Origin of the sequence: Mycobacterium paraseoulense (genome assembly GCF_010731655.1) — a bacterium.
GTDB classification, from domain to species: domain Bacteria; phylum Actinomycetota; class Actinomycetes; order Mycobacteriales; family Mycobacteriaceae; genus Mycobacterium; species Mycobacterium paraseoulense.
On record NZ_AP022619.1, the window covers coordinates 5648794 to 5666105 of the forward strand.

At 68.3% G+C, this 17312-nt stretch carries 14 protein-coding genes; 11 read left to right on the forward strand and 3 right to left on the reverse strand.

Translation table 11 applies throughout. The features are described 5' to 3' along the window. Position 1 precedes the first annotated feature (1 nt). From G6N51_RS26465 to G6N51_RS26495, 7 genes are read left to right on the forward strand one after another with little or no spacing between them, the layout of a single operon-like run. A complete protein-coding gene (locus tag G6N51_RS26465; protein ID WP_083175124.1) occupies positions 2–1030 on the forward strand; it encodes an MCE family protein in 1029 nt (342 codons plus the stop codon). Beyond that, positions 1027–2343, forward strand: a complete 1317-nt coding sequence (locus tag G6N51_RS26470) for an MCE family protein (protein WP_083175194.1) — start codon at positions 1027–1029, stop codon at positions 2341–2343. Before G6N51_RS26465 ends, G6N51_RS26470 begins: the two co-directional genes overlap by 4 nt. Further along, on the forward strand, positions 2340–3626 hold the full coding sequence (locus G6N51_RS26475; RefSeq protein WP_083175126.1) for a virulence factor Mce family protein: 1287 nt from the start codon (positions 2340–2342) through the stop codon (positions 3624–3626). Before G6N51_RS26470 ends, G6N51_RS26475 begins: the two co-directional genes overlap by 4 nt. An 11-nt stretch (positions 3627–3637) precedes the next feature. After that, complete coding sequence (locus G6N51_RS26480) at positions 3638–4762, forward strand: virulence factor Mce family protein (RefSeq protein ID WP_269475050.1); 1125 nt, start codon at positions 3638–3640, stop codon at positions 4760–4762. A gap of 1 nt (position 4763) precedes the next feature. Further along, entirely contained in the window at positions 4764–6203 is a 1440-nt protein-coding gene (locus G6N51_RS26485) for an MCE family protein (protein WP_083175128.1), read from the forward strand. Then, positions 6173–6739, forward strand: coding sequence for a mammalian cell entry protein (locus tag G6N51_RS26490; protein ID WP_083175131.1), 567 nt, complete (start codon positions 6173–6175; stop codon positions 6737–6739). Before G6N51_RS26485 ends, G6N51_RS26490 begins: the two co-directional genes overlap by 31 nt. 29 nt (positions 6740–6768) lie before the next feature. Beyond that, positions 6769–7251, forward strand: coding sequence for a hypothetical protein (locus G6N51_RS26495; protein ID WP_083175203.1), 483 nt, complete (start codon positions 6769–6771; stop codon positions 7249–7251). A gap of 1 nt (position 7252) precedes the next feature. On the opposite strand, the gene G6N51_RS26500 is transcribed toward G6N51_RS26495, so the two are convergent. Continuing rightward, positions 7253–9505 (reverse strand): carbon starvation CstA family protein, encoded by a 2253-nt coding sequence (locus tag G6N51_RS26500; RefSeq protein WP_083175133.1) that lies wholly within the window; start codon positions 9503–9505, stop codon positions 7253–7255. 40 nt (positions 9506–9545) lie between these two features. Continuing rightward, entirely contained in the window at positions 9546–11075 is a 1530-nt protein-coding gene (locus G6N51_RS26505) for an ATP-dependent DNA ligase (RefSeq protein WP_083175136.1), read from the reverse strand. Positions 11076–11197: 122 nt separating this feature from the next. On the opposite strand from G6N51_RS26505, the gene G6N51_RS26510 reads away from it, so the two are divergent. Both G6N51_RS26510 and G6N51_RS26515 read left to right on the forward strand, forming a co-directional pair. After that, positions 11198–11956, forward strand: coding sequence for an SDR family NAD(P)-dependent oxidoreductase (locus G6N51_RS26510; RefSeq protein WP_083175139.1), 759 nt, complete (start codon positions 11198–11200; stop codon positions 11954–11956). A gap of 107 nt (positions 11957–12063) precedes the next feature. Then, positions 12064–14226: an acyl-CoA dehydrogenase gene (locus G6N51_RS26515; protein WP_083175141.1), complete on the forward strand. Its 2163-nt coding sequence runs from the start codon at positions 12064–12066 to the stop codon at positions 14224–14226. 9 nt (positions 14227–14235) lie between these two features. Here G6N51_RS26515 and G6N51_RS26520 read toward each other — a convergent pair whose 3' ends face one another. Further along, entirely contained in the window at positions 14236–14571 is a 336-nt protein-coding gene (locus tag G6N51_RS26520; protein WP_083175144.1) for a Zn-ribbon domain-containing OB-fold protein, read from the reverse strand. 48 nt (positions 14572–14619) lie between these two features. On the opposite strand from G6N51_RS26520, the gene G6N51_RS26525 reads away from it, so the two are divergent. Next, positions 14620–15813: a thiolase family protein gene (locus G6N51_RS26525; protein ID WP_083175208.1), complete on the forward strand. Its 1194-nt coding sequence runs from the start codon at positions 14620–14622 to the stop codon at positions 15811–15813. 33 nt (positions 15814–15846) lie between these two features. Continuing rightward, the gene (locus G6N51_RS26530) at positions 15847–17277 is read left to right on the forward strand and encodes a FadR/GntR family transcriptional regulator (protein WP_142275211.1); all 1431 of its coding nucleotides are present in this window, start codon (positions 15847–15849) and stop codon (positions 17275–17277) included. Positions 17278–17312: the final 35 nt, after the last annotated feature.

Sequence of the window (17312 nt, forward strand, 5' to 3'; positions counted from 1 at the left end):
TATGAAGGAGAACCTGCTCGGCGCGATCTGGCGCCTGGCGATCTTCATGGTCGTGTGCACCCTGGGCCTGGTCGCGATGTTGGCGATCTTCGCGCAACTGCGGTTCGGCAACGAACTGCCGTACAAGGCTCGGTTCAGCAACGTGTCCGGCCTCGAGGTCGGCAACTTCGTCCGCATCGCGGGCGTCGAAGTCGGCAAGGTCAGCAAGATCTCGGTCGAGGACGACGGCACCGCGGTCGTCGACTTCAGCGCCGACAGCACCGTGGTGCTGACGGAGGGCAGCAAGGCGGTCGTCCGCTACCAGAACCTCATCGGCGGCCGCTACCTTGCCCTACAGGAAGGTCCCGGTAGCACAAGGCAACTCAGGCCCGGCGACACGATTCCGCTGGCTCGGACGTCGCCGGCGCTGGACTTGGATGCGCTGATCGGCGGCTTCCGCCCGTTGTTCCGCGCGCTGGATCCCAACCAGGTCAACACGTTGTCCAGCGAGCTCATCAAAGCATTCCAGGGCGAGGGTGCAACGATCGGCTCCGTCCTGTCGCGCACCGCCGCGCTGACGAACACCCTGGCGGACCGGGACCAGCTCATCGGTCAGGTGATCATCAACCTCAACACCGTTCTGGGCTCGCTCGGAGACCAAAGCGCCCAGTTCGCAAAGACCGTCGACTCGTTGTCCCAGCTGCTGGCGACGCTCGCCGGCCGCAAGCAAGACATCAGCAACGGGATCGCCTATGCCAATGCCGCAGCCGGTTCGATCGCCGATCTCCTGGCGAAAGGCCGTGCGCCCCTCACGAAGATCCTCAGCGACGGCGAGCGGGCGGGTGGCCTCATCCTGTCCGATCGAGACTACTTCGACGACTTCCTCAACACGTTGCCGGACGCCTACCAGATGCTGAACCGGCAGGGCCTGTACGGCGACTTCTTCAGTTTCTATCTGTGCGAGATGCTCTTCAAGCTGAATGGCAAAGGCGGGCAACCGGTTTACGTCAAGGTGATCGGCCAGCCCTCGGGAAGGTGCACACCGCGATGAAGTACTTCTCCGAACGCAATCCCCTCGTCGTCGGCGCGATCGGCGTCGTGGTCGTCGCCGGCGCGGTGGCGGCGTCGCTGACCTATAGCAAGCTCCCTTTCTTCAAATCAGGCAGGGGATACTCGGCATACTTCGCCGAAGCGGGCGGGCTGTTAACGGGTGCCGCGGTGCAGGTTTCGGGCGTCAAAGCTGGCACGGTGGACAGCATCGCGCTGGACGGTCCACGGGTGCTCGTCACGTTCGAGGTTGACAAGCACATCCGGCTCGGAGATCGCAGTGAGGCGTCGATCAAGACGAAGAGCCTGCTGGGCGCCAAGATCCTGGAGATCACCACCCGCGGCGACGGCAGGCTGTCCGGGCCGATCCCGCTCGAGCACACCCATGCGCCCTATCAGCTGCCCGAAGCGCTCGGTGACCTCGGCGCCGCGATCAGCGGGATGGACACCAACCGGTTGTCCGAATCACTGGCGGTACTGGCGGACACCTTTTCCGACACCCCGGCCGACCTGAAGATCGCGGTGGCCGGTGTCGCGCGGTTCTCACAAACATTGAGTGACCGGGACACGCAATTGCGAAATCTCTTGGCCAACGCCAACAAAGCGACCACCGTGTTGTCGCAGCGCAGTGACCAGATAGCCCGTCTGATCGCCGACAGCAACGCGCTGCTCGTGCAATTGCAGGGCCAGAGCCGCGCGCTGGACCAGATCTCCGGCAACATCGCGGCGATGAGCCGGCAGATCAAGGGGTTCATCGCCGACAACCGGCAGACACTCAAGCCGGCGTTGGACAAGCTCAACGAGGTCTTGGCGATCGTCGACAACCGCAAAGAACGAGTGCGACAGGCGATCAAGAAGTTCGATGACTATGCGCTGTCGCTCGGCGAATCAATGTCCACGGGTCCATGGTTCAACTTCTACATCGCCAACCTGATCCCTGGTCAGTTCATCCAGCCCTTCGTCGACGCCGCGTTCTCCGATCTGGGCCTGGACCCGAATGTGCTGCTGCCGTCACAACTCTCCGATCCGCAGGTCGGCCAGCCGGGAACACCTGCCCTGCCGGTACCGTTCCCCCGCACCGGTCAGGGCGGCGAGCCGAGGCTGAACCTCCCGGACGCGATCATCGGCAAGCCGGGTGACCCGCGCTACCCCTACCGTGAGCCGCCCCCCGCGCCGCCGCCGGGTGGACCGCCGCCGGGGCCGCCACCGCTCGCCCCGGGGCAGACGGCCCCACCACCGGCGCCGCCTTCGCCGTCGCCGGTGTACGTGCCGGCGCCGGGGGAATCGCCTTCACCGCCGAAAGCCGGTGAAAGATGAACCGCCACAACGCCAGAATCGGCCTGGCCGCCGTGCTGGTGCTGAGCCTCCTTGCCGGCGCCTCGGTGCTGTGGCGCTCGTCGACGGCGAGCAGCAGGACCACGGTCGTCGCCTACTTCGCCAACAGCAACGGCATCTTCGTAGGCGACGAGGTGCGCATCCTGGGGGTGGCCGTCGGCCACATCAAAAAGATCGAGCCGCAACCCGAGCGCGTCAAGATCACCTTCTGGTATGAGGCCAGATACCAGGTGCCCGCCGATGCCAAGGCCGTGATCCTCTCGCCGTCGCTGGTTACCGCGCGGGCGATCCAGCTGACCCCCGCCTACACCGGTGGACCGCGGCTGCAAGACGGCGCCGTGATTCCGCAGGCGCGCACCGCGGTCCCGGTGGAGTGGGACGACCTGCGTCAGGACCTGGAAAAGCTCACCCAGATGCTGCAGCCGACCCGCGGCGGCCTCAGCCCGCTCGGATCGCTCGTGACGACCGCCGCGAACAATCTGCGCGGCCAGGGAGTGAACATCCGCGACACCATCGTCAAGCTTTCCCAAGCGGTTTCAGCGCTGGGCGACCACAGCAAGGATCTGTTCAGCACCGTGAAGAACCTGTCGATCCTGGTTTCGGCGTTGCAGAGCAGCGGTGACCTGATGCGGCAGCTGAATCAGAATCTGGCCTCGGTCACCGGCCTGCTGACCAATGATCCCAACGAGGTCGCTAACGCAGTCACGGCACTTTCCGACGTCGTTGGCGACGTCCGAACCTTCGTGGCCGACAACCGCGAAGCGCTGGGCACGACTTCCGACAAGCTGGCGTCGGTGTCGACCGCGCTGAACAACAGCCTCGACGACATCAGGCAGGCGCTGCATATCGCCCCCACCGAGCTACAGAACTTCATCAACATCTATCAGCCCGCGCAGGGCACCCTGAGCGGTGCGCCGGCATTCGCCAACTTCGCCAATCCGGTCGCCTTCCTGTGCGGGGCGATACAGGCGGCGTCGCGCCTGGGATGGGACCAGTCGGCGAAGCTGTGCGTCCAGTACCTGGCGCCGATCATCAAGAATCGTCAGTACAACTTCCCCCCACTGGGTGAGAACCTGGTGGTCGGCGCCACGGCACGCCCGAATGAGGTGACCTACAGCGAGGACTGGATGCGGCCGGACTACGTTCCGCCGCAGCCGAATCCGATGGGAATTCCCGGCCTGCCGTCCGCGCCGGCCCAGGTGCACGCGACCAATCCCGCCGACGGCCTGCGCGGATTGATGCTGCCGACGGGGGACGGACCGTGACGGGCGCCCGCCTGCGTCGCGCCGTGGTGGGGTTGCTGGCGGCGCTGACGATGGTCGCGCCGGCGGCCTGCGGTTGGCGCGGTCTGAACTCGGTAGCGCTGCCGGGAACCGCCGGACGCGGTCCCGGGGCGTTCACGATTCAGGCGCAACTGCCTGACGTGGGCACCCTGGAACAGAACTCGCGAGTGCAAGTCGGCGACGTCACGGTCGGCAACGTCACCAGGATCGAGCGGCAGGGCTGGCATGCGCTGCTGACCATCCGGCTCGACGGCGATGTCGACCTGCCGGCCAACGCGACCGCGACGATCGGGCAAACCAGCCTGCTGGGTTCCCTGCATGTCGAGCTGGCGCCGCCCACCGACGTCCCACCGTGGGGCAGGCTGAAGGAGGGCTCGCTGATTTCCCTGTCGTCGGCCGGCAGTTACCCGTCGACTGAGCAGACGCTCGCCGCCATCTCGTTGTTGCTCAACGGCGGCGGGATCGGGCAGATTCAGGACATCACCCAGGCACTGAGCACCGCGCTGGCCGGCCGTGCCGATGACCTGCGCAGCCTGATAACTCAGCTCGACACCTTCACGGGCCACGTCGCCGACCAGACCGGTGACATCATCGCCGCCGCCGAGAGCCTCAACAACCTGGTCGGTCAGTTCGCGGATCAGAGGCCGGTGATGGACAGGGCGCTGACGACCATCCCGGCCGCGCTTCGCACCCTGGCCGACGAGCGGCAGACTCTGGTGGAGGCGCTCGATCAGTTCGGCAAGTTCAGTGCGCTGGTTGCCGATTCGGCACGCCAGACCAAGGACACTCTGGTCAAAGAGCTCAACGACCTTGCGCCGGTGCTGGAATCGCTGGCCAACGCCGGCCCCGCGATGACCCGCGCGTTGAGCCTGCTCGCCACCTATCCGTTCCCGAAGGAGACCATCAGCAAGTGGGCCCGCGGGGACTACGCCAATCTGACCGCCATCATCGACCTCACGCTCAGCCGACTCGACGCGTCCTTCCTCACGGGCACTCGGTTCGAGGGCAATTTGACGGAGTTGGAACTGCAGTGGGGCCGGACGATCGGCCAGATGCCGAGTCCGTACACGGCCGGCAATCCGCTTGTCGCGCCGTATCATTGGGATCAGGGGCATTGACGTGCCGCCCTTGTCGAGACGAATCCTCATCCAGCTGGCGATCTTTGTGGTCGTCGCGCTGGTCGGCGGCGCGGTGATGGTGTTCGGCTACATCCAGCTTCCGGCCATGTTCGGCATCGGCCGCTATCGCGTCACCGTCGAGCTGCCGCAGGCCGCCGGTCTGTACCCCAGCGGCAACGTCACTTATCGTGGCACCGAAGTCGGCCGGGTCGACAGCGTGCGTCTCACCAACACCGGCGTCGTGGCGGTGCTCTCGCTGAAGTCGGGGATCGACATCCCGTCGGATCTCGATGCGCAGGTGCACAGTCAGTCGGCGGTGGGAGAGCAGTACGTTGCCCTGCTGCCACGCAGGGCTTCTCCGCCGCTGCGGGACGGCGACGTGATCCGCCCGGATCGCGTGTCGGTGCCGCCCGACCTGGACACGATGTTGGATGCGGCGAACCGTGGTTTGGAGTCGGTCCCCCGTGAGGACCTCAAGACCGTCGTCGACGAGGCCTCCACGGCCGTCAGCGGGCTCGGCCCCGACATCTCCCGGCTCGTGGCGGGCGCCAGTTCGCTGTCCATCGATGCGCGAAAGAATCTCGGTGCGCTGCTCACCCTGATCGACGACTCCAAGCCGGTGCTCGATGCGCAGACCGACACACCGGACGCGGTACAGGCGTGGGCCGCGCACCTGGCCGACCTCACCCGGGGGGTGCAGAAAAACGACACCGCCGTCCGGCAGGTGCTCGAGCAAGGCGGGCCCGCCGTGGGGGAAGTGCGAAAGCTCCTGGATCGGGTAAACCCGACCCTGCCGGTCCTGCTCGCCAACCTGATCGGTGTCGGGCAGGTGGCGCTGACCTATCACGCCGGCATTGAGCAGCTGCTGGTCCTTCTTCCCCAGGCGGTGGCCACGATTCAGGCGATCAATGTCCCGAACAGGAACACCAAACAGGGCTACAAGGGCGCCTTCCTGAGTTTCAACCTGCGACTGAACCTGCCGCCACCGTGTCTGACCGGCTTTCTGCCGGCGCAACAGCAGCGAGTTCCGTCGTGGGACGACTACCCGGACCGACCCGCGGGCGACCTGTATTGCCGGGTGCCACAGGACTCCCCGCAGAACGTCCGTGGCGTTCGCAACACCCCGTGCGTGGGACGCCCGGGCAAACGCGCCCCGACGGTGCAGATGTGCGTCAGCGACGAAACCTACATTCCGCTCAACGACGGTTACAACTGGAAAGGCGACCCGAACGCGACGCTTTCGGGCCAGCCCGTCCCGCAGCCGCGCCCACCGGTACCACCTGCGCCGCCCCCCGACCCCATGCCGATTGCGGCCGCCGAGTACGACCCGGCCACCGGCACCTACGTCGGCCCCGACGGGCATGTCTACACGCAATCCGACTTGGCCACCCCCGGGGGAAAGGAGCGCACATGGCAGACGATGTTGCTACCGCCGAATTGACCGAGCTCCCTGCGGAAGTCGACGAGTCGAAAACGGAGGAGCCGTCGCGCGGCGCCGCCCCGGTTCGGCTGACGCTGACCATCGGACTTGTCATCGTGGCCGCGCTGATCGGGCTGGTCGGGTGGGTCGGCCTGCGCGCGTACCGAGGGCACGAAGCGCAGGAGCAGCGCACGCTTTTCCTGCAGGCCGGTCGCCAAGGTGCGCTCAACCTCACCACGGTTGACTTCCGCGAAGCCGACGCGGACGTGCAGCGCATTCTGGCCGGGGCGACCGGCCAACTCTACGACAACTTCTCCAAACGCTCGCAGCCGTTCATCGACGTGGTGTTGCGGACCAAGTCCAAGTCCGTTGGAACCGTGACGGAAGCGGGCATCGAATCCCAGTCCGGCGACCGGGCGGAAGTCCTGGTGGCTGTCACGGTCCACACGTCGAACGCCGGTGTGGCCGAACAGGAGCCGCACGCCTGGCGAATGCGGCTTTCCGTACTGAAGGTGGGCGGGGTGGCGAAGGTGTCGAATGTGGAGTTCGTGCGATGAGAATTAGGCTGCGCCGCAGCGCCGACCGCATCGATTGGTCGCGGGTGCTGGCATACGGTCTGATACCGGGGCTGGCGTTGTCGCTTGCGTCTGCGGCCGGCTTCCTGAAGTGGCAGGGCTCGTCGGTCACCGATGCCGATCGCGGTCGCATCGAGGCTACGCAGGCGGCGCGGGATGCCACGGCCGCCCTGCTGACCTACCGACCCGACACGGTCGAGCGCGACCTCGGCGCCGCTCGTGACCGGCTGACCGGGCGGTTCAAAGACGCCTACACGTCGCTGACCCGCGAAGTGGTGATCCCCGGCTCGAAACAGAAGCACATCTCCGCGGTGGCGACCGTCCGGTCTGCGGCGTCGGTGTCGGCGGGGCCCGACCACGGTGTCGTCCTGCTCTTCGTCGACCAGACCACGATCGTCGGGGCTGAGGCGCCCGCCTACACGGCATCCAGCGTCCGCGTCACACTGGACAAGGTCGGCGGTCGCTGGCTGGTATCCGGGTTCGATCCGGTTTAGGTCAAGTTCTCTCGGCGGCAACCGTTCTGGCCGCATCCCACTGCCTCTGCACCGCGCGTTCGCTGGCCGTGGGGACAAGACCCGACGGCGCGAAAAACTTCGACGGGATCGGCTCATCCTCCGTCAGGGGCCGGCCACCGCCGCGAATCACCCTGTAGGACACCGCGACTCCAGTGATCAACACGATGACGACGACCAGCGCGAACAGAACCGACAGGGTGCCCTGGATGAAGGTGTTCCTGATGACGTCGTCGAGCTGGTGGGCGTTCTTGGCCGAACCGAACGACGTCTTGCCGGCGCTTCTCGCCGCCAGGTAGTGGAAGTGCTGCGTCCAGTAGCCGACGTTGGGATCGGCCGAGAAGATCTTCTGCCAGGACGCGGTCAGGGTGACCGTCAGGTCCCACAGCAGCGGAATCCCGGGAATCCACGCCCACTTCACTAGGCCCTTCTTGATGACGATCACGGTGACGACGGTCAGCGCGATCGCCGCCAGCAGCTGGTTCGCGATGCCGAACAGCGGAAAGAGCGTGTTGATCCCACCCAGCGGATCGGTCACGCCCATCAGCAGGATGCTGCCCCAGGCGGCGGCCACCGCCAGGCTGCAGAGCCAGACGCCCGGCCGCCAGCTCGGGTTGCGCAGCTTGGCCAGCGGACCACCGAGGTTGCCCAGTGCGTCGGACAGCATGAAACGTGCGACGCGTGTACCCGCGTCGACGGCGGTCAGGATGAAGAGCGCCTCGAACATGATCGCGAAGTGATACCAGAACGCCTTGAGGCCCGTCCCGCCGAAGACCCGGTGCAACACCTCGGCCATGCCGAATGCCAGCGTGGGCGCCCCGCCGGTGCGCGACACGATCGACTTTTCGCCGACCCCGTGCGCGGCCTGGGTGAGCTGGTCGGCGGTCGCCGGCGTACCGGACAGGCCGAGCCGATTGACGTAGTCCGCCGCGGTGGCCGCGGTGCCGCCGGTCTGGGCCACCGGGGCGTTGAGGGTGAAGTACAGATGCTGGTCGAGGATCGATGCGCTGATCAGCGCCATGACGGCGACGAAGGATTCCGTGAGCATGCCGCCGTAGCCGATCAGCCGCATCTGGCTTTCCTTCTCCAGGAGCTTGGGCGTCGTCCCCGAGGAGATCAGCGCATGAAACCCGGACAGCGCGCCGCACGCGATCGTGATGAACAGGAACGGGAACAGCGAGCCGGGGAACACCGGCCCGTCGCCGCCGGCCGCGAACCGTGAGATCGCCGGAGCCTGCATGAGCGGCCGGGCCAGGCAGATGCCGACCGCGAGCAGGGCGATGGCGCCCACCTTCATGAAGGTGGAGAGGTAATCGCGCGGGGCCAGTAGCAACCACACCGGCAACACCGATGCCACGAAACCGTAGCCGATGATCAGCCACGCCACCGTCGTCGGAGCGACGCTCAACCATGTTGCGCCCCAGGATGTTTCGCCGACCCAATTGCCCGATGCCACGGCCAGCATCAGCAGCACGAACCCGATGAGCGACACCTCCGCCACCCGTCCGGGACGCAAAAACCGCAGATAGCAACCCATGAAAAGCGCGATGGGGATCGTCATGCCGATGGAGAACACTCCCCACGGGCTCTGGGCCAGGCCGCGCACCACGACCAGCGCGAGCACCGCGATGATGATCACCATGATGACGAACGCCCCGACGAGGGCGGCCGCGCCGCCGGTGGCGCCGAGTTCGTCGCGGGCCATCTGGCCCAGGGAACGTCCCCGCCGCCGAGTGGAGATCCACAAGACCAGGTAATCCTGCACCGCGCCGGCGAACACCGCGCCGAGGATGATCCAGATGCTGCAGGGCAGGTAGCCCATCTGGGCCGCCAGCACCGGGCCGACGAGGGGTCCGGCCCCGGCGATGGCGGCGAAGTGATGGCCGAACAGCACCCTCCGGTCGGTGGGCACATAGTCGGTGCCGTCCTCGAACACCTCCGCCGGGGTGGCGTGGTCGTCACGTGGGCGCACGATCTTCATCTCGATCAGCCGGGCATAGAACCGGAAGCCGATGACGTATGTGCAGATCGCCGCGACCACGAACCAGACCGCGTTCACCGTCTCGCCGCGCGCGAACGCGATGATCGCCCACGCGACGGCACCGACCAGCGCGACGCCCGCGAATACGATTCGGTGCCGGGCGGTGATGGGGGAACGGTCGACGATCGCGACGGGCGGCAGCTCGTCGTCGGTGTGGATGTAGCTGACGTCTTTGTCGTGTTCTTTGACTGCCACGGCCGAAAACCCTACGCGCGGGAAGCGAACTCCGCCCGTCCTAATACAGCGCCCGCACGGTGTCGATGGTGTCGGCTTCGGCCGGGCCTTTGTCGTCGCGGTAGCGCAGTACGCGGGCGAACCGCAGCGCCACGCCGCCGGGGTAGCGCGAGGACTTCTGGACACCGTCCAGCGCCACCTCGACCACCTGCTCGGGCCGCAGCCGCACGACGTAACCCTCCGTCCCGCCGACGGCGAGTTCGCGAAACCGCGCGGTCTGCCAGACCAGCATGGCGTCGGTCATGCCCTTGAAAGTCTTTCCCACCATGACGAATTCGCCGGTCGCCGGGTTGCGCGCCCCGAGGTGGATGTTGGAGAGCTTGCCGCTTCGGCGCCCCGATCCCCACTCCACCGCGAGCACCACCAGGTCGAGCGTGTGCACCGGCTTGACCTTCAGCCACCCCGCACCGCGGCGGCCCGCCTGATACGGCGCGTCCGGCGCCTTGGCCAGCACGCCTTCGTGGCCGGCGGCCAGCGTCGCGTCGAGGAAGCCGGCCGCCTCGGCGGCGTCCGAGGTGAGCAACCGATCGACCCGCTGCGCGGCCGGCACCAGCGCGTCCAGGGCGGCCAGCCGCTCGGCGGTCGGTGCGTCGAGCAGGTCGGCGCCGTCGCGGTGCAAGATGTCGAAGAAGAATACCGAAAGCGGTTGTGCGGCACGGGCCGCCGCGACGTCGACCGACCGGCCGAACCGCGACGCGGTGACCTGGAAGCGGTGCGGGCGGTTGTCGGGACGCAGGGCGATCGCCTCGCCGTCGGCGATGAGGTCGCGCACCGGCAGGGCCAGCGTCGCCTCCACCACCTCGGGCAGCCGGGCGGTGACGTCGTCAAGGCTCCGGGTATAGACGGTGACCTCGTCCCCGGCCCGGTGGATCTGCACCCGGGCGCCGTCCAGCTTGGCCTCGAAAATCGTTGCGCCGCCGTGGCGTTCCAGCGCGTCGGCCACCCCGGTCGCGCTCTGCGCCAGCATCGGGCCGACCGGCCGGCCCACCCGAAGGGCGAACGCGTCCAGCGCCCTGACCCCGCCGCCCAGGGCGGCGGCCGCCACGGCCGGCAGGTCCCCGCCCAGCATCGCGGCGCGCTGCACCGCCGCGACCGGGAGGTCGGCGGCCCGGGCCACCGCGTCGGCCATGACCCCGGCCAGCGCGCCCTGCCGCAGCTCCCCGCCGAGCAACCGCAGCAGGAAGGCCTGCTCGGCGTCGGTCGCGGCGGCGAACAGGCCGGCGATCAACTCGGCGCGCCGCGACTGCGACCCCTTGCCCGACACCGCCCCGATCTCCGAAAAGCGGGCGTCCACGCCGGCCACCGTCAGCGTCGGATGCGACGCCGGCGGCGGCCGCGACCGCAAAGACGCCCAGCCGACCCCGATCTGGCGCTGGGGGAGCTCACCCGAGAGCCAGGACACCACGATCGCGACGGCGTCGGGTTCGGCCGCCGCGCGACGCAACAGGCCGGCGATGTGGTCCACCTTGCCCAGCCGCGACGAGGTGCCGCCCACGTCCCGTGAGGTCGTCGCGACGTCGAGGAGTAGCACGAAATCAGCTTGGCATGGCTCTTGTACAAGGCGGGGTCAACCCTGAAGGACGGACACGCTAGCGTGCCTACGTAACGTTACAGTTTTCAGGGATTCTGACACGCCACAAAGGAGAGGTCCGGATGGAGATCAACGGGAAGAAGGTCGTCGTCATCGGCGGCGCGTCGGGGATGGGTCGTGCCTCCGCGGAGCTGCTGGCCGAGCGCGGGGCGGACGTCGCGGTCCTCGACCGCGAGGGTTCCGACGGCAAGACCGTCGCCGAAGCGATCGGCGGCGCGTTCTATCCGGTCGACGTCACGGACTTCAAGGGCACCGAGGAGACGCTGCAGACCGCCGTCGACAAGCTGGGCGGCCTGCACGTCACGGTCACGACCGCCGGCGGCGGCATCGCCAAGCGGACGCTGACCAAGTCCGGTCCCCACGACCTCGAATCGTTCCAGTCCGTGATCGACCTGAACCTGATCGCCACCTTCAACATCAGCCGGCTCGCCGCCGCCCACATGGCCAAGAACGAGCCCGAGGACGAGGAGCGCGGCGTCATCATCAACACCGCGTCGATCGCGGCCTTCGAAGGGCAGATCGGACAGGTCGCCTACACCGCGGCCAAGGCGGCGATCGCCGGCATGTGCCTGACCATGGCCCGCGACCTGGGCTCGATGGGCATCCGGGTGCTGGCCATCGCGCCGAGCCTCTTCCTGACCGGGATCACTTCGATGGTGCCCGACGAGATGGCGGCCGCCCTGACCAAGGACGCGGCCTTCCCGAAGCGGATGGGCCGCCCCATCGAATACGCCAAGCTGGTGGCGGCGATCGTGGACAACCCGATGCTCAACGGCCAGTGCCTGCGCCTGGACGCCGGGCAGCGGTTCGCGCCCAAGTAACACCCCCACGGCCCGCCCTCCTCGCATTAAGTACACTCTTTAGGCAGCCGCCCCGCTTCCCCTCGAAGCGGGGCCGGCTACCCATCCGGTAGCGAGGAGGGCCCCTCATGGGTATCGCACTGACCGATGACCATCGCGAACTCGCCGGAGTCGCCCGCGGGTTCCTGACCTCGCAGAAGGCCCGCTGGGCGGCGCGGTCCCTGCTCGACGCCGCCGAGGAGTCCCGGCCCCCGTTCTGGCAGAACCTGGTCGAGCTGGGCTGGCTCGGCCTGCACGTCGACGAGGAGCACGGCGGCTCCGGCTTCGGGCTGCCCGAACTTGTGGTGGTGGTCGAGGAACTCGGCCGCGCCGTGGCGCCCGGGCCGTTCGTGCCGACCGTCATCGCATCAGCGGCGATCGCCAAAGCCGGTACCCCCGAACAGAAGTCGCGGCTGCTGCCCGGGTTGATCGACGGGACCGTCACCGCGGGCATCGGACTGGACGGCCAGGTTCGGCTCAAGGACGGGATCGCCGACGGCGACGCCGGGATCGTGCTGGGCGCCGGGCTGGCCGAGCTGCTGCTGGTCGCGGCGGGCGACGACGTGCTGCTGCTGGAACGCGATCGCGCCGGCGTATCGGTCGAGGTGCCGAACAACTTCGACCCCACCCGGCGCTCCGGACGGGTCCGCCTGGAAAACGTGAACGTCGGTGCCGGCGACGTCCTGGCGGGCGCGCGAGCATCGGTGCTGGCCCGCGCGCGGACCGTGCTCGCCGCCGAGGCGGTGGGCGGCGCAGCCGACTGCGTGGACGCCGCCGTGGACTATGCCAAGGTGCGCCAGCAATTCGGGCGAACGATCGCCACTTTCCAAGCGGTGAAGCATCATTGCGCGAACATGCTGGTGGCCGCGGAGTCCGGGGTCGCCGCGGTGTGGGACGCCTCGCGCGCGGCGTCGGAGGACGAGGGCCAGTTTCAGCTGGCCGCCGCGGTGGCGGCGACCCTGGCGTTTCCGGCCTATGCTCGCAACGCCGAACTCAACATTCAGGTCCACGGCGGCATCGGCTTCACCTGGGAACACGACGCGCATCTGCACCTGCGCCGCGCGCTGGTGATACAGGCACTATTCGGCGGTGACGCCCCGGCCCGGGACATCTTCGAGCGCACCGCCGCGGGCGCCAAGCGGGAGAACAGCCTGGACCTGCCGCCCGAGGCCGAAGAACTGCGCACCCAAATCCACGCCGACGCCGCCGCGATCGCGCAACTGGACAAACAGGCGCAGCGCGACAAGCTGATCGAGACGGGCTACGTCATGCCGCACTGGCCCAAGCCCTGGGGCCGCGCCGCCGACGCGGTGGAGCAGTTGGTGATCGAGGAGGAGTTCCGCGCGGCCGGCATCAAACGGCCCGACTACTCGATCACCGGATGGGTGATCCTCACCCTGATCCAGCACGGAACCGATTGGCAGATCGAAAGATTCGTGGAGAAGGCGCTTCGCCAAGAAGAGATCTGGTGCCAGTTGTTCTCCGAACCCGAGGCCGGCTCCGACGCGGCGTCGGTCAAGACCCGCGCCACCCGGGTGGACGGCGGCTGGAAGATCAACGGGCAGAAGGTCTGGACCAGCGGGGCCCAGTACTGCGCGCGTGGCCTGGCCACGGTGCGCACGGACCCCGAAGCCCCCAAGCACGCCGGCATCACCACCGTGATCATCGACATGAAGGGCCCGGGCGTCGAGGTGCGGCCGCTGCGGCAGATCACCGGCGGCTCGGAATTCAACGAGGTGTTCTTCAACGACGTGTTCGTTCCCGACGAGGACGTCGTCGGGGCGCCCAACTCGGGGTGGACGGTCGCCCGTGCCACGCTGGGCAACGAGCGCGTCAGCATCGGCGGCAGCGGATCGTTCTACGAGGGCCTGGCGTCCACCCTGGTGCAGCTCGCCCGGCAGTCGGATCGCTTGGCCGGGGCGCCGATCCGGATCGGGTCCTTCCTCGCCGACGACCACGCGCTGCGGCTGCTGAACCTGCGCCGCGCCGCACGCAGCGTCGAGGGAGCGGGCCCGGGTCCCGAAGGTAACATCACCAAGCTGAAGCTGGCCGAACACATGGTGGACGGCGCCGCGATCTGGGCGGCGCTGGCGGGCCCGGAGGTCGCGCTGATGGACGGCCCCGGCGCGGTGGTGGGCCGGCTGGCCATGGGGGCCCGCGGCATGGCGATCGCCGGCGGCACCTCGGAGGTCACCCGCAACCAGATCGCCGAGCGGATCCTCGGCATGCCGCGCGACCCGCTGATCAACTGATGGCGGGCGTCAGGCGGGGGCGAACAACGGCGCCCCGGCGCTGCCGTTCTCGGGTTGCAGCTCGACGGGCATGCCGCATTTGACCGAATCGGGTTCGCAGCCAACGATGTTGGCGGCCACCCGCAGGCCTTCTTGTTCGGCGAGTTCGACGATGGCGATCACGTAGGGGACGGGGATCTCCGGGTTATACGGGTGGTGATTGACCGTGTAAGTGAACACGGTGCCCCGCCCGGAGACCGGCCGGGCGACCAGCGGGCCGCCGCAGGTGCGGCATTGGCCGGTCGCCGGATGCACCCAGCGCGCGCAGGCGTCGCAATATTCGATGAGCAGCGGCTCGTCCGACACGACGAATACAGTACACTCAATTGATTCGACGCATGACGGGCGGTGTACATGACGCATTTCGAGAAGGACGCGATCCTGTCCGGCATCGGCATCTCGCGGATCGGCCGTCGCACGGGCATCGCGGGCCTGGACCTGACCATGGAAGCGGTGCGGGCCGCCATCGACGACGCCGGGTTGGTCGCCTCCGACATCGACGGCATCGCGACGCTGGGCGACACCCCCGCCGAGGAGGTCAACGCCCAACTGCGGATCGAGGCGGCGGATTGCGGATCCGGCTTCGGCACCGGCGGCTTGCTCAGCCCGGTGATGTCCGCGTGCCGCGCGGTCGCCGAGCGCCGCGCACGCCACGTGGTGGTGTACCGGACCATCCAGATGCTCGGGGGCACGGTCCCGGTGAAGCCACAGGACGACGCGCCCGCACCGCCGCTCGCGCGGATGTTCGAGACGCGGGAGGGCGCCGAACGTCCCGCCGTCGGCGCCATGGACGACGTCAATGACCTGGTGGCGGCCAACGCCTACTCCGCCGCGAACTGGCTGGCGCTCAACTGTCGGCGCCACATGGAGCTGTATGGGACCACCAAGCAGCAGCTGGGCTGGGTGGCCCTCAACGGCAGGCGCAACGCCGCGTTGAATCCGCGCGCCGTGTACCGCGACCCGATGACGATGGCCGACTACCTGAGCGCGCGGCCGGTGTCCACCCCGTTCGGGTTGCTGGACTGCGATGTCCCGATCGACGGCTCGATCGCGGTGGTGGTCTCGCACGCGGAGTACGCGCGTGATTGCCCGCACCGCGCGGTGGCGGTGGAGGCGATCGGCGGCGCCGACGGCGCCGGGGGCTGGTTCCACCGTGCCGACTATCCGAAGATGGCGATGTCGGACGCCGCGGCGCAGATGTGGTCGCGCACGGACCTGAAGCCGTCCGACCTCAAGCTCGCCGAGCTTTACGACGGGTTCACCTATCTCACCCTCGCGTGGCTGGAGGCCCTGGCGATCTGCGGCGACGGCGAGGCCGGGCCTTTCGTCGAGGGCGGCGCGCGGATCGCCCGCGACGGCGCGCTTCCCCTGAACACCTACGGCGGCCAACTGTCGGCCGGGCGCATGCACGGCTACTGGGCGCTGCACGAGGGATGTCTGCAGTTGCGCGGCGAGGCGGGGGAGCGGCAGGTCTCGCAGCGCCCGGACGTCGGCGTCGTCTCCGTGGGCGGTGGACCCGTGGCCGGCTGCATGTTGCTCACATGCTGAAAGCGCCTGGCCGAAAACATCGTTGGGGCTGACGTGAGCGCCGGCCGCGAGACCAAGCTGGCTGCCAAGGTCGCAAGGGACCTCGAGGCGGAGATCGTGCGCCGCGGCTGGGCCATCGGCGAATCGCTGGGTTCCGAACACGCCCTGCAGGAGCGCTTCGGGGTGAGCCGCTCGGTGCTGCGCGAAGCCGTCCGGCTGGTCGAACACCACCAGGTCGCCCGGATGCGCCGCGGTCCGGGCGGCGGGCTGATCATCTGCGAGCCCGACGCCGGCCCGGCGACCCGCGCCGTCGTCATTTATCTCGAACACCTCGGCACGACGCTGGGCGACCTGCTCAACGCGCGGCTGGTGCTCGAGCCGTTGGCGGCGTCGCTGGCCGCCGAACGGATCGACGAAGCGGGCATCGCCCGGCTGCGGGCGGTGCTGCGGGGCGAACAACAGTGGAGACCCGGGCTACCGACGCCGCGCGACGAATTCCACATAGCCCTGGCGGAACAGTCCAAAAACCCTGTCCTGCAACTATTTATCGACGTCCTGATGCGGCTCACCACCCGATACGCCCTGCAGTCGCGGACGGACACGGACACCGAGGCCATCGAGGCGCTCGACCGGATGCACATCGACCACTCCGACATCGTCGCGGCCGTCACTTCCGGCGACGCCGCCCGGGCCAAGACACTCAGCGAAAGACACATCGAGGCCGTGACCGCCTGGCTGCAGCACCATCACCCCGGCACCGCGAGCCGGCGCCGCAAGCCGCGGCGGCTCACCACCGAGGTTCCCCGCGGCAAGCTGGCGGAGATGCTCGCCGCCACGATCGGCGACGAGATCGCGGCCGGCGGCTGGCAGGTCGGTGCTGTCTTCGGCACCGAGGCCGCCCTGCTGGAGCGCTACCGGGTGAGCCGCGCCGTGTTCCGCGAAGCGGTACGGCTGCTCGAATACCACTCGATCGCGCACATGCGCCGCGGGCCCGGCGGCGGGCTCGTCATCGCCCGGCCCCAGGCCCAGGCCAGCATCGACACCATCGCCTTGTATTTGCAGTACCGCGAGCCGAACCGCGAAGACTTGCGTCGCGTCCGCGAGGCGATCGAGATCGACAACGTCGCCAAGGCGGTCAAGCGGCGCGGCGAATCGGAGGTGGCCGCGTTCCTGGCCGCCCACCGGTCCGAGGTCTGCGAAACGTCCGGTGATGTGGGCGACGCCGCGGTGGAGGAGTTCCGGTTCCACGTCGGACTGGCTCGGCTGGCCGGCAACACGTTGCTCGACTTGTTCCTGCGCATCATCGTCGAATTGTTCCGGCGGCACTGGTCGAGCACCGGGCAGGCGGCGCCGACCTGGGCGGACGTCCTCGCCGTCCACCACGCTCACCTGCGAATCGCGGACGCGATCGAGGCGGGCGACGACAGCCTGGCCCGCTATCGCGTGCGGCGTCATCTGGACGCCGCCGCGTCTTGGTGGCTGTGACAAATACTTCAGTCGCAGATGTGATCTGCAGCGCG

Bases quoted from the DNA above. Each gene is read 5' to 3' on its own strand.
- G6N51_RS26465 (WP_083175124.1), top strand. From the start codon at position 2: ATGAAGGAGAACCTGCTCGGCGCGATCTGGCGCCTGGCGATCTTCATG.
- G6N51_RS26470 (WP_083175194.1), top strand. From the start codon at position 1,027: ATGAAGTACTTCTCCGAACGCAATCCCCTCGTCGTCGGCGCGATCGGC.
- G6N51_RS26475 (WP_083175126.1), top strand. From the start codon at position 2,340: ATGAACCGCCACAACGCCAGAATCGGCCTGGCCGCCGTGCTGGTGCTG.
- G6N51_RS26490 (WP_083175131.1), top strand. From the start codon at position 6,173: ATGGCAGACGATGTTGCTACCGCCGAATTGACCGAGCTCCCTGCGGAA.
- G6N51_RS26510 (WP_083175139.1), top strand. From the start codon at position 11,198: ATGGAGATCAACGGGAAGAAGGTCGTCGTCATCGGCGGCGCGTCGGGG.
- G6N51_RS26515 (WP_083175141.1), top strand. From the start codon at position 12,064: ATGGGTATCGCACTGACCGATGACCATCGCGAACTCGCCGGAGTCGCC.
- G6N51_RS26525 (WP_083175208.1), top strand. From the start codon at position 14,620: ATGACGCATTTCGAGAAGGACGCGATCCTGTCCGGCATCGGCATCTCG.